General features: G+C 43.4%; 13 protein-coding genes. 7 read left to right on the forward strand and 6 right to left on the reverse strand.

The genetic code is table 11. The features are described from left to right. Window positions 1-407: 407 nt before the first annotated feature. Window positions 408-644 (forward strand): hypothetical protein, encoded by a 237-nt coding sequence (locus tag QUF07_RS10305; protein ID WP_217164522.1) that lies wholly within the window; start codon window positions 408-410, stop codon window positions 642-644. Between the two features lie 99 nt (window positions 645-743). On the opposite strand, the gene QUF07_RS10310 is transcribed toward QUF07_RS10305, so the two are convergent. The 4 genes from QUF07_RS10310 to QUF07_RS10325 all read right to left on the reverse strand — a co-directional run bounded on the left by QUF07_RS10310 (window position 744) and on the right by QUF07_RS10325 (window position 7130). Further along, window positions 744-3995, reverse strand: coding sequence for a S8 family serine peptidase (locus tag QUF07_RS10310; RefSeq protein WP_289427378.1), 3252 nt, complete (start codon window positions 3993-3995; stop codon window positions 744-746). 23 nt (window positions 3996-4018) lie between these two features. Continuing rightward, a complete protein-coding gene (locus tag QUF07_RS10315) occupies window positions 4019-5485 on the reverse strand; it encodes an amidase family protein (protein WP_289427379.1) in 1467 nt (488 codons plus the stop codon). A gap of 34 nt (window positions 5486-5519) precedes the next feature. Next, window positions 5520-6431 carry an RluA family pseudouridine synthase gene (locus QUF07_RS10320; RefSeq protein WP_289427380.1) on the reverse strand — a complete coding sequence of 304 codons (912 nt, stop codon included), beginning with the start codon at window positions 6429-6431 and terminating at the stop codon, window positions 5520-5522. Window positions 6432-6656: 225 nt separating this feature from the next. Beyond that, the gene (locus QUF07_RS10325; protein WP_217164530.1) at window positions 6657-7130 is read right to left on the reverse strand and encodes a universal stress protein; all 474 of its coding nucleotides are present in this window, start codon (window positions 7128-7130) and stop codon (window positions 6657-6659) included. A gap of 404 nt (window positions 7131-7534) precedes the next feature. Between QUF07_RS10325 and lplA the strand changes: the two genes are divergently transcribed. The 3 genes from lplA (at window position 7535) to QUF07_RS10340 (ending at window position 9683) form a co-directional block, all read left to right on the forward strand. Beyond that, window positions 7535-8548 (forward strand): lipoate--protein ligase, encoded by a 1014-nt coding sequence (lplA, locus tag QUF07_RS10330; RefSeq protein ID WP_289427383.1) that lies wholly within the window; start codon window positions 7535-7537, stop codon window positions 8546-8548. A gap of 147 nt (window positions 8549-8695) precedes the next feature. Then, the gene (locus tag QUF07_RS10335; protein ID WP_217164533.1) at window positions 8696-9133 is read left to right on the forward strand and encodes a hypothetical protein; all 438 of its coding nucleotides are present in this window, start codon (window positions 8696-8698) and stop codon (window positions 9131-9133) included. A gap of 10 nt (window positions 9134-9143) precedes the next feature. Next, the gene (locus QUF07_RS10340; RefSeq protein ID WP_217164536.1) at window positions 9144-9683 is read left to right on the forward strand and encodes a hypothetical protein; all 540 of its coding nucleotides are present in this window, start codon (window positions 9144-9146) and stop codon (window positions 9681-9683) included. A gap of 544 nt (window positions 9684-10227) precedes the next feature. Here QUF07_RS10340 and QUF07_RS10345 read toward each other — a convergent pair. After that, window positions 10228-11184, reverse strand: a complete 957-nt coding sequence (locus QUF07_RS10345) for an NADP-dependent oxidoreductase (RefSeq protein WP_217164539.1) — start codon at window positions 11182-11184, stop codon at window positions 10228-10230. Window positions 11185-11307: 123 nt separating this feature from the next. Here QUF07_RS10345 and QUF07_RS10350 point away from each other — a divergent pair, with 123 nt between their 5' ends. Next, window positions 11308-11664 (forward strand): iron-sulfur cluster biosynthesis family protein, encoded by a 357-nt coding sequence (locus QUF07_RS10350; RefSeq protein ID WP_217164542.1) that lies wholly within the window; start codon window positions 11308-11310, stop codon window positions 11662-11664. Between the two features lie 71 nt (window positions 11665-11735). Here the strand turns inward: QUF07_RS10350 and add are convergent, their stop codons facing one another. Further along, the gene (gene add, locus QUF07_RS10355) at window positions 11736-12752 is read right to left on the reverse strand and encodes an adenosine deaminase (RefSeq protein WP_217164545.1); all 1017 of its coding nucleotides are present in this window, start codon (window positions 12750-12752) and stop codon (window positions 11736-11738) included. Between the two features lie 165 nt (window positions 12753-12917). On the opposite strand from add, the gene QUF07_RS10360 reads away from it, so the two are divergent. Continuing rightward, the gene (locus QUF07_RS10360) at window positions 12918-14270 is read left to right on the forward strand and encodes an NCS2 family permease (RefSeq protein WP_289427381.1); all 1353 of its coding nucleotides are present in this window, start codon (window positions 12918-12920) and stop codon (window positions 14268-14270) included. 32 nt (window positions 14271-14302) lie between these two features. Continuing rightward, window positions 14303-16093, forward strand: coding sequence for an adenine deaminase C-terminal domain-containing protein (locus tag QUF07_RS10365; RefSeq protein WP_289427382.1), 1791 nt, complete (start codon window positions 14303-14305; stop codon window positions 16091-16093). Window positions 16094-16303: the final 210 nt, after the last annotated feature.

Here is a 16303-nt window from a genome sequence, read left to right on the forward strand (position 1 = left end):
TATTCTAACGAGAAACAAAAAATCTGTCATCAGTAATAGATAAAATCTATTACCAACAACAGATATTGTAGAACCGATTTATCTCAGTTTTCTATTTAATTTAATCAAAAATATGATTTGAGCGGTATCCTTTAATCGACTGATTCATAGCAGGACTAGATTGCTTCTTCGACTCATAATTGGAATTTTGAAATTCAAAGAGAAAAATCACTAACGGGACAAGGGACATCAAAAATTATTTTCTTTTCATAATCTTAGTTAATCAGCGTCATTAATAAGTAAAAAAAGCACTGTGAGCCTTCAGCACCATATGACTAAACAATTTGAAACGCCAAAATCCTTTTACGCACATTTATCTAGAAATTTGATTATAATGTAATCATCTAAAAGGGAGGGTTACTAAAATCATGGAAATTTCACAGACTGATTTTGACATATTAGATGCTATTCAAACTGGCCGAGTTGGCGCCGGTACCTTGATTAACCACTTTGTCGATTATTGTGATAACGCAATTGGCGGCCATCCACAGCCACTTATTGACGCTGGCTTGATCAAAAGCGACGGCAAAACAGTTGATGGCTTGACCGATGCTGGGTTGGCTGCATGGAAAGACTACAAGACCAAGCACGAAGTCGATGAGTAATGTATTTGAAACTAAAATGAATATTCAAAATACAAAAAGGGATTCAAACGTTGAGATTAGTAAACGTTTGAATCCCTTTTGAACTCACTAGCTGAACCATTAATTTGTTCGATAAACCCGAAAGACTTTAGTCACCTGATTTCCCGTTTGATCGGTGGCGGTGACGGTGAAATAGTTCGTGCCTAAATGTAAATTAAATGTTTGGTTAAAGTGATGTGCGTTGTGTGGGTTCGCAATTTTCTGGGATGGCAGCGGGTTAAACCCAGCGTCATTGTGTTCATGGAAAAGAAGATTGCCATTAATATCGAGGCGGCAGCCGTCAATGTTATCATCAACCGTGCCGCTTAACGTAAACTGACGGCTACTGGTCGTCACGTCGTAATGACCAGTTTGGTGATCTAAGATCGCTTGACGGTCTTGGTCAATCGTTAGCGTTGGTAATGTCGTGTCGACAATCATTTCCAAGGTTCCTCGGTATGAATGGGTCTTTTTCTTCGTTGTGTGAGTCAAAATGTAGCCAATGCCTCTTTGACTTGGTGATTGCAGTGGTATCTTGAATTGGAAATGACCAGTCTTGGTGAGATGAACGCGGTTTTGTGAACTGACCTCAGCTGGGTTCTTGAGAATGATCAATTTCGAATGAGCCCGTTTGACTTGGCCGGTGATCGTCAGGATATGGCTTGTGGCATTATAAACGTGGCTGTGAGCATTAATAATGGAGATGTTGTTATCGTTTAATCCATGAAAATGAATGCCCGGGGTTTTCATGAATCGGGTTGTCAAAGCATAAGGCTCTCGGCTTTGCATGACGGGGAGGTCGCTGGTTTGCTGATCCCAAAGTTGGTTTGAAAAAGGTCCCCGCGCCTTTGATTGACTTACCGATGGCTTCACTCTGATTGTCCGTTTGTTAGTGTTATCCGCTACATCGCTTAATGTCAGCTGAAGTTGGCCACCCTTCTTAGTCAATTGTTGCCGTTGTTTGGGTGGTAATCGGAAACGAATGGTACCCCGGTTGGATTTACCATGGTTGTTCAGGCCAACTCCAACAGGACTAGCGTGATTAATGCTTAATCTCAAGGCGGAATACGGGCCGAAACCAGCACCACTATCGGTGTACGCAGCACTAACGACTCCATTATGGTAGCTGGTTTTTAAAATCTTTGGAGCTATCATATCAACTTTAACCGGTAGATCAAAGAATTGAACTCGGTGGCGACCAGCATTAAAGTTAGTCGTTTTGAATTGATACGTATAACGGCCGTCGACAACCGGCGTCATTTTGCCAGTCGTTTGATTGAATACTTTCCCGTCCCAAGTGAACTTTTGAGGATCCAACCGCAGCGAATCAGAAAGGGTTAGATCGTTGTTGTACGCAGCGCCGTCTTCATGAAATGACCTGGTCGTATTGGTCTCTTGGTCAACCGTTCGGATGACGTGGCCGGTGGCGTCTAAAATTTGAACTTTGACGGCTGCTAGATTCTGCTTGGCAAAGACGTATGGATTGACCGAATCGGCGTGCCCGTCCCCATTTGGTGAAAAGGCCACCTTTTGTGTCACAATTTTAGTTGGAATCTGGTCGGCAACCTTTGGATGATCGTTGATGTAACTGGCCAAAGAAGTTCGATCACCGAGGCCAAGTGGGGTGTTGTGATTATCCAGCAAGTAGCCGCCCAAAAAAATGCTCCCGGATTGATTGGCAGGCTTGTCAATAACCTGTTCAACCGTTGAATCGCCGTAGTATCCATAATAAGGCACGGTTAAATTTTGACTATCATCGGCGGCTTTAAAGGTCACGTAGCCTTCAACTTGCTTATTAGAAGGGGTTAAAGTGGCGATATTCAGGTTAAAATCAATCGTTTTGCTTTGCTGCGGTCTAAGTTCAACTGTATTGATGGAACTGGTTAAAGTAGCACCAACAAGGGGAAAATCGTGGGCGATTCCCACTCCTGATGATTTGAGGGTCCGGGTTTCGGTGGCTGGCGTCCCGGGATTGATCGTGTAAGTTTGTGGAGTACTGCCATGATTGGTTACCCGAACGGTAAAGTGGGCTTGATTGCCAATTTGATGCAGTGAAACGGCGCTTTGCCCAGAAGCTGTGTCGATCGCCGAACCGGCTAAATTGACGGCATTTTCAACGTTAACTTGGCCAGCACCCTGCTGCCGAGGAGAAACCAAGTTGCCAGGATAATGGCGATCATTCATTGGCTGCGTTGCGTTCATCAAGGAGACTTTAACTGCATCAACCAGTGCCTTTCCTTGAAGGTCGGGTTGAGTTTGAGTTAATTTTTGCATGCCAAGCGCCGCTGATCCGGCAATGTATGGGGAAGCCATTGATGTACCGGTATCAGTTGTCAGCGTGTTATTCTTCCAAGTTGACACAATATTTTTTCCCGGGGCACTAATTTCTGGTTTGAAATCAAATTGTGGGGTGGGCCCCCAGCTTGAGATTGGATCCATGGCACTTTTGGCCCCCAGACTGGTATTCTCATCACCAACGGCCACGGCTTCGGCTGAAACGGCCGGGTTCGTGATGGTGCCAGTATTGGCTGGTTCGTAAGTTGTTTGATTTGAATTGGCGTCTTCATTGTTGTCTGTGAGAATACTACCGGCGTGACCATAGTTACTACCGGCAACTGCAACAAATACCCCATGATTGACCGCATAATGAATGGCGGCTTGTTCTTGATCAGTTTGCGACTGGTTGCCAATGACAATCCCCAGTGATAGGTTAATCACATTAGCTCCTAAATCAACGGCATCACGGATTGCGCGGGCAACGTCGCTGGGAAATTCATCATCAAAGCCACCAAATACCTTCATATTGAGTAGTTGAGCTTGAGGGGCCACCCCTTTGACGTAGCGCGAATTACTTTTGGTAGGGGAGCCGTTGGCAGCGACAATCCCAGCCACGTGTTGACCATGAAAGGAAGCTTGTTCGTCGGGGGCAGTATCATCGTTATTGTTGTTAACATAATCATACGCAAACGGAATCTTAGCACTCACATAGCGACCATAACCCCGGTTGGCGATAAATTGTTTGGCGGCGATTTTGGTGATTTTGGCAGTGGCCGGATCACTTAAGGTGAGATCATGGTGGGGCTGGATGCCACTATCAACAACTGCTACGACCATGCCTTGCCCTTGAAAGCCTTGCTGCCAGGCATCGACAACGTTTCCCTTGGTTAAGGAGGCTTGATTTGCAGGTGTAGCGGTTTGTCTGGTACTGGCAAAGATCTTTTGGCGGTTAACCAAATTTGTGGCGGGGGAAAAATTGATAAGGCTATAGCCAAAAAGGGCGACTAACATGACTGCTAGTCCCTTAATGGGTCTCTTTAAATGAATGAATAGCATAAAATCACTCCTGAATTTAGCAATTACTGCTTTAATTGGAAGGCGTGGTTATTCTCAAACAACTTGCCTATTTGAAGAAGTAAATCTTCGCGACCTTTTCTGGCGATAAATTGAATACCGAGTGGCAAACCATTTTTACCAACGTAGGTAGGCAAACTGATTGCCGGTTGGCCCGAAATGTTTGCCAACTGGGTAAACGGCGACAGGGTCAATGCTGGCAGCCATTGATCCCAAATAATCTGCAACTGTTCAGTTGGATTGAAACTGTCGATATTGATGAGTTTAGCCATATTTTCATTAGAAACCAATGGGGTGTTGATCCTCGGTGCCTGCTGAGCCGTGGTGGGGGTTAAGTAGAGATCAAACGCCTGCTGGAATTCGTCCATATCACTGGCAACGGTATCCCAAAAACTCAATGCTTGACTATACTGAATGGCCGTGACTGAGCGGCCAGTGACAGCTAGTGCCCAAGTTAATGGTTCAACATTCTGTTTGATCGTTTCATCTGACAAGTGCATGTTATTAAATAAGGTGGCTGTTTCACCGGCATTCATCACGTAATAACTCTTCATTAAACCAATGCCATCGATTGGGGCGTCGGCAGCTTCCACGCTGAAACCGGCAGTTTGAAGGAATTGGACAGCGTTTAGAACGGCTTGCTCTGCTTCATCAGAGACCGGTGTTCCAACTGGTGATTGAGTGGAGTAGGCGATATGCAAGTCTTTTGGTAACTTGTCCAGTGACTGGGCGAATGGCTGAATTGGCTTTGGAACTTGGAAGGGAGCAGCCATTTGAACGGTTGTTAACGCGTCTAATAAATTAGCGGTATCGGTGATCGTTCTGGTAATTGCAAAATTAATCGAAGCGCCTTGCCAGCCACGCCATTCAATCGGTCCGGTTGGAACTCTTCCTCGGGTTGGCTTCAAGCCAATGGTTCCAGAAAATGAAGATGGGATTCGAATAGAACCTCCACCATCATTGCCAGCAGCGATTGGCAGCCAGTTTGCCCCAACAGCTGCAGCCAAGCCACCAGAAGAGCCCCCGGGTTGAAAATCAGTATTCCAAGGATTGTGAGCATTGCCATAAAGTTTGGAGTCAGTCACATTCTTAAAGCCAAATTCGGGCGCATTGGTTGCTCCAACCGGAATCAAACCGGCGTTAATCAATGATTTGACAAAATTGTTTGTCAGGGTTGCCTTGTGATCCTTCAATAGCTCGGAGCTTCCAGTATCCGGTTCGTCTTTGAAATATTGACCGAGCCCCTTCAAGAGGATTGGAATCCCCGCGAACTTTTGGCCAGTATCATGGAATTGGGTTGCCATTTTTCGGGCGCGGTCCGGCCATACATTGGTAACCGCATTTAAACGATCATTATCGGCACTAATTGTGCTGATTAATTGATTGACCAAATCCAGTCGATCCAGTTGGCCGGCTCGGATCATCTTTGACAAATCAGTTGCGGAATAGTTTGATAAATCAGTATTTGCCATTTGCGACTCCTTTCTGCGTTGTTAGCGCGCTCAATTAAGCCAAATGAGTTTCAAAATCAATGAAATCTTGTGGAATGGGGGCAACAATTGTTTTAAGTTCTTTTGTAAATGGAAGTGGTAGTTCAACTTGCCACGAGTGTAACATCAAACCAGTGCAGCCATCATTTGCATTATACAGCGGATCTCCAACCAAGGGGTGACCAAGGGCCTCAAAATGGACGCGAATTTGGTGAGTGCGCCCGGTTTCTAGCTGAATTTGGACCATTGAGTAATCACCCGATTGTTTGATGAGGTGATAGTGGGTGATTGCCCGAGCACTGCCTGGACCACCTACTTTTCGCTTTCGTTTATCATCGGGATCACGACCGATGGGGAGATCAATGGTTCCTTTGGATGGAAGCCCGGTTCCTTCAACCCATGCCAAGTATGTCCGCTTAATCGTTTTCTCACGGATATTTGCGACCAAGATAGGCACCACCACCGGATTCTTTGCAAAGAGGATGGCCCCACTGGTTTGCTGGTCCAATCGATGAATCATGTAGGGCACGGTTCCTTCGGTCTGCAGGTAAGCTGCTAAATGATTGATTGTCGCGCCAATTTCCCCCGGCTGATTGGGATGCGTTTTATCCCCGCGGCGTTTATTGATGACCAGCAAGTTGGTGTCTTCACAGACAATTTCAACGCTGGCAGCTGAATCTGGTTGAACATGAGGAAACGGATTGGCAAAATCGGCTGGCGTAAAAGTGAGCTGAATTTGATCACCAGCTTTAACCGGAAAATTGACGGGTAAATACTTGCCATTGACCAGCACCCGTTCGGCGTGGCGAATGCTGTAAACAAGGTGTTTGGGCAGCTGCCAATAATTATTCAATAGTGTTTTGAGAGCTTGGCCGTTCATGACTGGGGGAACGGTTTCTTTAAAGGCCCAATAAGGTTTACGGTTCATGCTTTTCCTCTTCTAAGCCAAAAAAGACTGAGACAATCGGCGCTTTGATCCCAGAATGGACTGAAAAGAACCAATTATTCCTAACTTTTTGGAATAGTTGGTTCTCTTTGTTAAATAACTCGGGTCAACCGGATGGCAAAGCCTTTTTTAAGTTAACCATCAATATCGATCCAAGCTAATAATGATTGGTTGGAAAGGAACAGATGTCTCAATCTTTCTGCTGTTTTATTTGCTGGTTTGTTTCTTTTGATTCTTCGATCGCACGATCAAGACGTCACACTTTGAAGTCCGAGTGACGTAGCTGGTGACTGAACCGATAATCAATCGTTCAACGGCACTCAGCCCGGTTGATCCCATCACGATCACATCAGTATCATGATCAGTGGGAAATTCGCGGGCAATAATTGGCTTTGGATTTCCAAATCGAATATGGATATCCACGTCTTTAACGCCGGCCTCCTCAGCTTGTTTTTTCAATTCTTTGAGTTTGCTTTCTGTGTTTTCAGTTAACTTGAAAACAACGTCGCCGCTTACGGCACTCCCATAAGTTTGGTTAAATTGGTTAACTTCCAAGATGTTCAGGATATCTAAATGAGCGTTGTTAACTTTGGCTACTTCAATTGCACGCTGTAGCACATTTTCAGTAACAGCTGAACCATCAACTGGTACCAAGACGTTCTGATAATTTTGTTCTTGCATGTTCATCACCCCATAATCGATTTGCTTCCATCTAAACTATAACATTCTCAGATGGAATTGTAAGCAAAAAAGTGAGCGGATCCAGGCGGTTAGTAACCGGAGCGTAAGTCTCCTCAAGCGGAAATTCCGGGTTTGGGAATTTTTGCTTGAGGTGCTTACGTGCAAGTTGCTGCTTGGAGGAGCTGTCCTAAAAAAGTGAGCGGAGTAAAGCGGTTAGAAGTCGGAGTACAAGTCGCCGCTGAGGGAAATTCCCGGTTTTGGAATTTTTCTCAGTGGTGCTTACATGCAGATCTCTGCTTTACGCAGCTACCCCAAATTAGTAAAGGCCTTGCATGTGATTGTAATCGCTTACCGTTGGTGCTACCATTCTTATGAGTCATAAAATGAAAAGAGGGTTTTTGAATATGTATTATTACGTCATGAAGTCAAACGATATTCGGCGCAACCTTGCCACTGAGCAATATTTAATGAATGAAATTGAATTCGATGAACCGTTGCTGCTATTTTACATTGAAGGTCCATGTATCATTGTTGGTCGTAATCAGAACACTCTTGAAGAAATTAATAAAAAATATGTTGATGAACATGGCATTATCGTGACCCGCCGGCTTTCTGGTGGGGGTGCGGTCTACCAAGACCTCGGTAATCTGTGTTTTAGCTTTGTGGTTGATAGTGATAGTGAAGAATTTGGCGACTTTAAATCATTCGTTCAGCCAATCGTTGACGCATTGCATGACATGGGGGCAACCACCGCAGAAGTCAGTGGCCGAAACGATATCTTAGTTGATGGCAAGAAGTTCTCCGGGAATGCCATGTATACCAAGAACGGTAAGACATTCTCTCATGGAACATTGATGCTAGACGTTGACCTTTCTGTGATTCCAAAAGCATTGGATGTCCCAGAGGATAAGATCAAGTCTAAAGGAATTAAATCAGTGCGTTCCCGGGTAACAAATTTGAAGCCATATCTGGCCGCAAAGTATCAAAACTTAACGACCCCAGAATTCCGTGACCGTTTATTAAAAGAGTTGTTCCATGTAGATGACTTGGCTCAGATCAAGGATAAGGAATACCAGTTGACCGATGAAGATCAAGATGGCATCGATAAGATTTTTGATGATTATTATAATAATTGGAATTGGGTATATGGTAATTCACCTGAATTTACCGTTAAGAAACGCCAGCACTTTACGAATGGAACCATCGATGCCCGATTGCAGGTAGATGATGGTAAAATTACCAACATTGAGTTCTATGGCGATTTCTTTGGCCCTCAGGATGCAGGAGAAGTGGCTGATAAGCTTAAAGGCGTACGATTTGAACGTCAGGATATTGAAGATGCCTTCAGTGGGATTGATACCAATCAGTACTTCACAGGTATTCCAAAGCAGGAGATTGTAAACATGTTACTGGATTAATCCCCTCAATTGCAATCTGGTAAAGTTTTCTCAACTTTGCTTTCCTAACGTTACCAAATAAGTTAAACTAATATTGTTAAGTAAAAGGATAAAATTAATCATAATTGTATCCTTTTTCTTTTAGTTATCGAAAGAATAGGGGATCAAATGAAAGCAGAAGAGAAAAAAGTGGTTTGGTGGGCGATTGTTTCACTCGGGCTGTTTCTAGTCGTGAATTGGCTGATGGTTCTGCCGATCATGAAGCTGCATCAATCAGTTCCAATATCAGAAGCACTTCAAGTAACTTACATCGCAATTACATTTTATGCCGCAACGATTATTCTAGCTGTGTTGAAGGTTCGAATCAGCTATTATCTATTGGCCGCAGTGGTGGCAATTTACACTGTTGGCTTGGTCGGGATGGTCGTTACCATGATGAATGGCAGCACGGCTAACGTTGCGATTAGATTGTTAATGGCTGCACTAGGTGCTTTTGGCATTTTCATCAATATTTATTGGTTTATGATTGCTTATAAAATGCGGGTGGTTCTCCAAAAGGGTCATCGGGAAAAGCAAGCTGAGAAACTCAAGAATTTCAAAAAGTAGGTGAAAATAGTTGGAAAAAGATGTTGCAAGTTTTATTGAAGATATGACCAACGAGAAAATTGAAGGCAAAACAGTCAGTGCAAAATTGGCAACCGTTGTCAAAGATCCTGCAAAGGCTATGCAGCCATTGTATGATTTTATTGAAGAGCAGCTTAACCTTGGAAAGCTTGGGTATGGCGAACTGACAATTGATGATGCGGATGCGGTTATTCGACTGGAAACCAATCTCATTAATCTGCCGCTCCAAGAACCAACTCGAATTTCAAAGATGATATCCGATCAAGACAAATTACCGGTTAACGTTTATTTGGTTATCAGTTCGCCGTTTGTTAATCAGTCGGGATTGCGAATTGATGAAGTTTCTAGTGCTGATGACTTTTTTGGCCACTTGGCAGATTATTCGAAGACAATGAATGAGTGGGTCGCCGAGAAACTGGCCGCCATTCAAGAAAATAGGGCTAAGAAGGCTGAGGAGGCTGCTCACGAGGCTGAAAATAAGCCAAAAGGGACTAAGCCGACGAAGGCAAAGACGACTAAATCTAAGAAATGATTGAAATGACACTGAAAATGTGGCATACTATTCACATGCGATGAGTCGAGAGACCACACAGCATTTATGCTGTTCGCGCAAGCGACTAAGGTGGTATTTTGAGTGGGACACATTTTAAGCACGGATTTGTGGTGTCTGACTTCAGCGGATTGTGGAGTCCAAGAAGTCCATTTATATTAATATAAGTGCCGCAGAAAAGGATTAGCTGAATTTCAGCTAATCCTTTTCTTATATAATTAAGCTCAAAAAATGAGACTGGGTTTAGGCGATTTGATCCCAGAATTTAACGAAAAGAACCAATTATTCCTGATTTTGGAATAGTTGGTCATTTTTGTTAGATGGCAGGGATCAGCCGTTTGGCACAGCTTTTATCTAGGTGGCTATGGTGATCTATGTGAATGATCATCGATTGAAAATTAATATATGTCCCAGCCTTATCTCTAAATGTGAAAACAAAATCACTATTAGATGAATGCCAAAGGCAATTTTTGAGTGGTATTATTACCAAATAATTCTGAGTTATCCAGCTAGTCGGAGAATACAATTAAACGTTCAATATCAATTTACCAACCACATGGCCGGTCTCACTCTGCCGATGCATTGCTTGGACATTCTCAACGGTAAACGGTAATTGTTTGGCAATCTTGATCTTCAATTTACCAGCCCCCAGTTGAGCGCTTAGCTGGGAAATGATCTCATGCCTTGGGGCAGCATTGATCTTCTCAAAATAGACGTCATGTTGTTTCCCTAATTCAGTTGTTTCGGGCAAGGTCTCCACAATCGAGATGATTCTGCCACCTGGTTTAACGACTTTAAATGCATCAAGCTGGTTTTGACCACCGAGCGTATCAAACACCAAATCAACATTTTTGACTTGATCTGCAAAATTGGCTTGAGTGTAGTCAATGACCTTGTCAGCACCTAATTGCGTCACAAAACTAACATTTGGGCTGCTGGTGGTCGTTAGCACGTGGGCACCGGCATTCTTAGCCAATTGGATCGCCATCCCACCTACGCCACCAGAACCAGCCAAAATGAGGACTGTCTGGCCGCGCTTGAGTTGACCGGCGTCAAACAGGGCTTCCCAAGCAGTTGTTCCAGCTAAGGACAATCCAGCCGCAGCTTGGAAAGATACCGTGATTGGTTTATGAGCGAGCTTATCGGCGTCAACAGCATAAAACTCTGCGTAAGTGCCCCGATTACTTGGCGTGCCATAACCAACAACCGCATCCCCAGGTTTAAATCCTGAGACCTGGCTGCCAACTTGTGAAACGATGCCGGCCATTTCTTGCCCTAAGACGATCGGAAATTTGAATGGATAGCGTTCTTGGCGCAAACCACTGCGAGTTTTCCAATCAATTGGATTGACCCCAATGCTGACAACTTTAACCAATACTTGATTAGGGTGGATATCAGGCACGGGGATGGATTGTTCAGTTAATTTTGATTCATCACCGTATTCATTGATGACGATTGCGTTCATGCTATCTGAGTTTGTCATTTAATCACCTCGCACACATTATACCCGTGAAACGTAAAAGTGAAAACTAGCAGATAAGTTGTGTACAATTGAATTGACTTTGATTGGAAAAAGCGTAACCTTAATAATTGAGGAGCTGATAAAATGAAATTAACCATTACAGATGACGCACTAACCCATTTAATGTCAGTATTTCCAGCAACTAGCAAGTTCTTATTAAGCTTTGACGATGGGGTTGGCCCCTTTTCTAAGGTCGGCATCTGCTCATTAGATGTGAGTTTTGATGTGATTGCCGTTGATCGGGATGCGAACGTACCTGACTATCAGGCAAAGCTGACCACGAATGTCGGTGACTGGTACTATAAGGGATATTCCAAGCGATATTTAGATGATAATATGAAGCTTGATTATGTTAATAATCGGTTTAAGTTATCTGGTGATAGCGGTATTTTGGACGGAAATGTTGATTTAAAAAATCTAACGACTCAAAAAGCATCATAATTAAACAAAAAGATTCAGACAGAGTTTGAAGTGCAACTTTGTCTGAATCTTTTTTTGATATAGGTTAGTGATTAATGTGAGGCAACATAATCATTTAATTGTTGAATGTACAAGGCCTTTTTCTCATCGCTAATCCAAGAAGTTTCAAAGGAATTGCGGGCAAGCGTGACAATTTGATCCTTGGTGAGGTTGAATTTATCAGCTATCGCATAATAGTTATCACTGATGTAGCCACCAAAGTACGCAGGATCATCTGAATGGATGGAAACTTTCACGTTCTTTGAAAGTAACTCCAGAACTTCCTTGCCCTTCATTTCTGGTGAAACAAAGCTGTTAGACAATGGGCAAGAAGTTATGCCGATATTTTTCTTAGCAACAAAATCAACCAGATCAGGGTCCTCGACGATATTGGTTCCGTGATCCAATCGTTCGACACCCATAATTTCAAGGGCTTGGCGAATATGTTCAATCGAATCCTTTTGGTCGATGTCACAGTGGGTGGTCAAGTGAAGACCCGCAGCGGCTGCATCCTCAAATTGACGGGCAAACTTCAACGGTGGGTTGTTGTGCTCATCAGAATCAAGGCCGATACCGACGATCATATCCTTGTAATTCATTGCTTCTAATAAAGTTTTTCGGGCGGACTCTTTTGAGAAGTCGCGGAGGAAACACATGATGAGTGATGCATCAACATTCAATGCCCGGGCATCGACAACTGCTCGGTGAAGACCATGAATCACTGTTTCAAATGCAATGCCCCGGCTGGTATGAGCTTGGGGGTCAAAGAAAATTTCTACGTGGCGGACGTTGTTTGCGGCCGCTCTTTTAAGGTAGGCAAATGCTAAGTCATAAAAATCCTGTTCATGTTGGAGGACATTCATAGCTGGATAATAAACAGCTAAAAATGAAGCCAAGTCATCATATTGATACGTTTTTTGAACTTCTTCGATTGTTGATTGGCCAATATCGATATGGTTACGCTTGGCTAATTTTAATTTTAAGTCGGGCTCAAGGGTCCCTTCAATATGTAAGTGTAGTTCGGCTTTTGGTAGATTCTTAGTAAATTCTGGGGTGATTTCAGTAGACATTGTGTATTCCTCCAAAAATGTTCGTGTTTTAGCTACAATCCATAGTTTAACATATTATATAGAATCGTCAATACAATAAAATCCGAATGATGCTATTGTAATTTGAACGGAAATGTGGAATAATACGAAGCATAAATTATTTATTGGAAAGGGATTTTAGCAATTATGCAAAAGACGAGTGACAGTACAATGGTGAACACAGGCCTGCTGGACCGCACCTTTCATCTCACTGAACAGAACACGACCGTTAGGCGGGAGTTATTAGCCGGATTAACAACATTTGTTTCGATGGCGTACATTTTGTTCGTGAATCCAAGCGTTCTGGGTGCCGCTGGAATGAATAAAGGAGCCGTTTTTACCGTTACTGCGGTAACTTCTATTCTTGGCTGTTTATTAATGGCGTTCTTAGCTAATTACCCAATTGCAATTGCCCCTGGATTGGGTGACAATGCGTTCTTTACATTTTCAGTTGTGTTAGGGATGGGAATCCCGTGGCCAAAAGCAATGGCTGGGGTTTTCGTTGCGTCGGTATTGTTTACAATCTTATCTTTCTTAAAAGTCCGGGAAATTGTCATTGATGCAATTCCTAAGGATCTCAAGCTCGCCATGGCTGCGGGAATTGGGATATTTATTGCCTTTGTTGGTTTACAGGGTGGCGGGATCATCGTTGCCAGCAAAACTTCTTTGGTTGCCATTGGTTCCTTAACGGTTCCCACAACCTGGTTAACAATTTTTGGTATCTTTGTAATTGCGATCTTGATGGCTCGAAAAGTGCCTGGTGCAATTTTTATTGGTTTGGTTGCCACTACCGTTCTTGGTCTAGTAACCGGGTTGATTGCAATGCCAACTCATATTATTTCGCTTGCTCCAAGCATGGCCCCAACCTTTGGCGTTGGCGTTACGCATTTATCATCCATTGTGGATCCACAGATGTGGGCAGTTGTGCTGATCTTCCTATTAGTTGCCTTCTTTGATACCGCTGGTACGTTAATTGGTTTGGCACAACAAGCTGGAATCATGAAAAATAACAAAATGCCCCGAATTGGTCGGGCATTGATGTCAGATTCGATTTCAATGTTGGCCGGTTCCGTCATGGGAACGACCCCAACTGCTGCTTACGTTGAATCATCAGCCGGAATTGCCGTTGGTGGCCGGACTGGGTTAACTTCATTAACGGTTGGAATCTTGTTTGCATTTAGTATGTTATTTTCACCACTTTTGACGGTTGTGACTGATCAAGTAACGGCGCCAGCATTGATCATTGTCGGTGTCTTGATGGTTTCAGCGCTAAAAGAAATTCACTGGGACAAGTTTGAAATTGCCATGCCTGCATTTTTGACCGTTGTCGGTATGCCACTGACTTATAACATTTCATACGGAATTGCCTTTGGGTTCCTCACATATCCAATCTTGATGACTGTTGCCGGTCGTCGTAAAGAAGTTAATTACATTATGTGGATCCTGTTCTTCGTATTTATTCTGTTGCTTTATGTATTAAATATCGTACCTAAATCATAAGTTAATAACCCTTAAATGACTGGAGAAAATTCATGACGACGATTGAAGAATTTGAACAATATATTGATGCTGGTGCTGCCAAAATTCCCGCTGACACAGTTATTGAACACGGGACGTTGGTGAATGTTGACACCGCCGAATATTATCCAGCTGACGTTGCCATTTATAACGGTAAAATTGTTGCTGTCGATGAGGATATCAACGATTACATTGGCCCAAATACCAAGCATATTGATGCAACTGACAAATACCTGGTTCCGGGCATGATTGATGGTCACATCCACGTTGAATGCAGCAAGATGAGCATGACCAGATTTGCCCAGGCAGTGGTGCCTCATGGAACAACCAGTATTGTTTCTGGGTTGGACGAATATATTTCCACCATTGGTATCAAAGGCTTGGACGAGATTTTTACCGAAATCGATCAGAGCCCATTAAAGGTATTCTGGGGGCTGCCATACAAAACACCGTACACAATCCCCAAGTCAACGATCAGTTATGACGTTTCTGCCAAGGACCATGAAGCAATTCAACCGAATGAAAACTGTTATGGTGTTTGGGAAACGGTTCGTGAAGCAGTTGAAACGAAAGATCCTGATACCCTCAAAGCAATCTTGACTGCCCAAAAGTATCACAAACCAATCTTTGGCTGTTCTCCCATGGCGACTGGCAAGGCGTTAAACCAATTCTTGATGAGTGGCGTTCATGTTGATCACGAAAGCTATTCTCATGAAGAATTTTTGGAAAAAGCCCGTAAAGGTATCCATGTGGTGATCCGGGAATCTTCAGTCACTAAATTTTTAAAAGAAAATATTCGTGCCATTACAGAAGGAGCGGCCGGGGTTGCGCGTCATACCAGTTTCTGTACTGATGATGTCAACGCCAGAGACATTTTAAATCATGGCCACCTTGATCATATGGTTCGATTAGCGATTAAAGCCGGCGTTTCTCCAATGACTGCCATTCAGATGGCAACCATTAACGGCGCCGAAGCTTACCATATTGATGATCAGGTCGGTTCAATCGCCCCAGGGAAGGATGCCGATATTCTTCTGATCGACCAACCGGGTTCATTTACCGTTGATACAGTCGTCAGCAAGGGTCAGTTGGTTTCCGAAAACCAAACCGAAGTGATGGGCTTCAATCCACCCAAGCGATCTGCTCAAATCCAAGGTAAACTGAAGCACGCCCCAATGCAGCCAGCAGATTTTGACTATCAAGTTGACCAATCTGCTGGAACGGCATTGGTTCGAACAATTCACAGTGTTGGGCCATTTGTGCGTAAGGCTCAAGATATTGAATTAACGATTAAAAATGGGGTCGTGATTCCGGATCCTGAAAAGGATGTCGCTTCCGTCTCAGTCATTGAACGATATGGCATTAATGGTAACCAGTCACACGGTTTCATTTCTGGCTGGTCATTCAAACAGGGGGCAATTGCGACTTCCGCTTCTCCAGATGATAATAATCTGGTGGTGGCCGGTGTAAATACCAGTGATATGGCGTTAGCTGTCAACACGCTGATTGAGTGTGGTGGTGGTCAAGTTGTTGTGGTTGATGGTAAGGTGGTTGCCTTACTGGAATTACCAATTGCAGGGATTACAACTGATTTAACCCCAACTCAACTCGCTGAAAAAGAAATTGAATTAAAACATGCTGCGGAACAACTTGGCAGCACATTACCGGATCCATTATTTTACCTGTCGTTTCTGCCGATTACCGCTATTCCGGATTTGGCAATTACGGACAGTGGGAATGTGGATTATCCAAAATTAGCATATTTCAATCCCATTTTGAAAGTTACCAGTCATAACAATGCATAAGAAGGATCAAAACAGTTGATTTGATCTCAGAGTTTAAATAAGAAGGGCAACCATTCCGCAGATTCAGGAATGGTTGCCCTTCTTATTTAAAACAATCGGAATTTTAAGACAGGAGAATAGCGGGCAATCAAAGATGGCTCTTCGTCAACTGTTGTTGGTGAAACTAAATTCGAGTTCTAATCACTTTGTGATTAGGGCTCTTTTTGTTTT

The organism is Lentilactobacillus sp. TOM.63 (assembly GCF_030361045.1).
Classification (GTDB): domain Bacteria; phylum Bacillota; class Bacilli; order Lactobacillales; family Lactobacillaceae; genus Lentilactobacillus; species Lentilactobacillus dabitei.

Excerpts from the sequence above, each read along its gene's own strand:
- QUF07_RS10315 (WP_289427379.1), bottom strand. The coding sequence starts at position 5,485 with ATGGCAAATACTGATTTATCAAACTATTCCGCAACTGATTTGTCAAAG.
- QUF07_RS10335 (WP_217164533.1), top strand. The coding sequence starts at position 8,696 with ATGAAAGCAGAAGAGAAAAAAGTGGTTTGGTGGGCGATTGTTTCACTC.
- QUF07_RS10310 (WP_289427378.1), bottom strand. The coding sequence starts at position 3,995 with ATGCTATTCATTCATTTAAAGAGACCCATTAAGGGACTAGCAGTCATG.
- QUF07_RS10325 (WP_217164530.1), bottom strand. The coding sequence starts at position 7,130 with ATGCAAGAACAAAATTATCAGAACGTCTTGGTACCAGTTGATGGTTCA.
- QUF07_RS10360 (WP_289427381.1), top strand. The coding sequence starts at position 12,918 with ATGCAAAAGACGAGTGACAGTACAATGGTGAACACAGGCCTGCTGGAC.
- QUF07_RS10365 (WP_289427382.1), top strand. The coding sequence starts at position 14,303 with ATGACGACGATTGAAGAATTTGAACAATATATTGATGCTGGTGCTGCC.
- QUF07_RS10350 (WP_217164542.1), top strand. The coding sequence starts at position 11,308 with ATGAAATTAACCATTACAGATGACGCACTAACCCATTTAATGTCAGTA.
- add (WP_217164545.1), bottom strand. The coding sequence starts at position 12,752 with ATGTCTACTGAAATCACCCCAGAATTTACTAAGAATCTACCAAAAGCC.
- QUF07_RS10345 (WP_217164539.1), bottom strand. The coding sequence starts at position 11,184 with ATGACAAACTCAGATAGCATGAACGCAATCGTCATCAATGAATACGGT.
- lplA (WP_289427383.1), top strand. The coding sequence starts at position 7,535 with ATGTATTATTACGTCATGAAGTCAAACGATATTCGGCGCAACCTTGCC.
- QUF07_RS10320 (WP_289427380.1), bottom strand. The coding sequence starts at position 6,431 with ATGAACCGTAAACCTTATTGGGCCTTTAAAGAAACCGTTCCCCCAGTC.
- QUF07_RS10305 (WP_217164522.1), top strand. The coding sequence starts at position 408 with ATGGAAATTTCACAGACTGATTTTGACATATTAGATGCTATTCAAACT.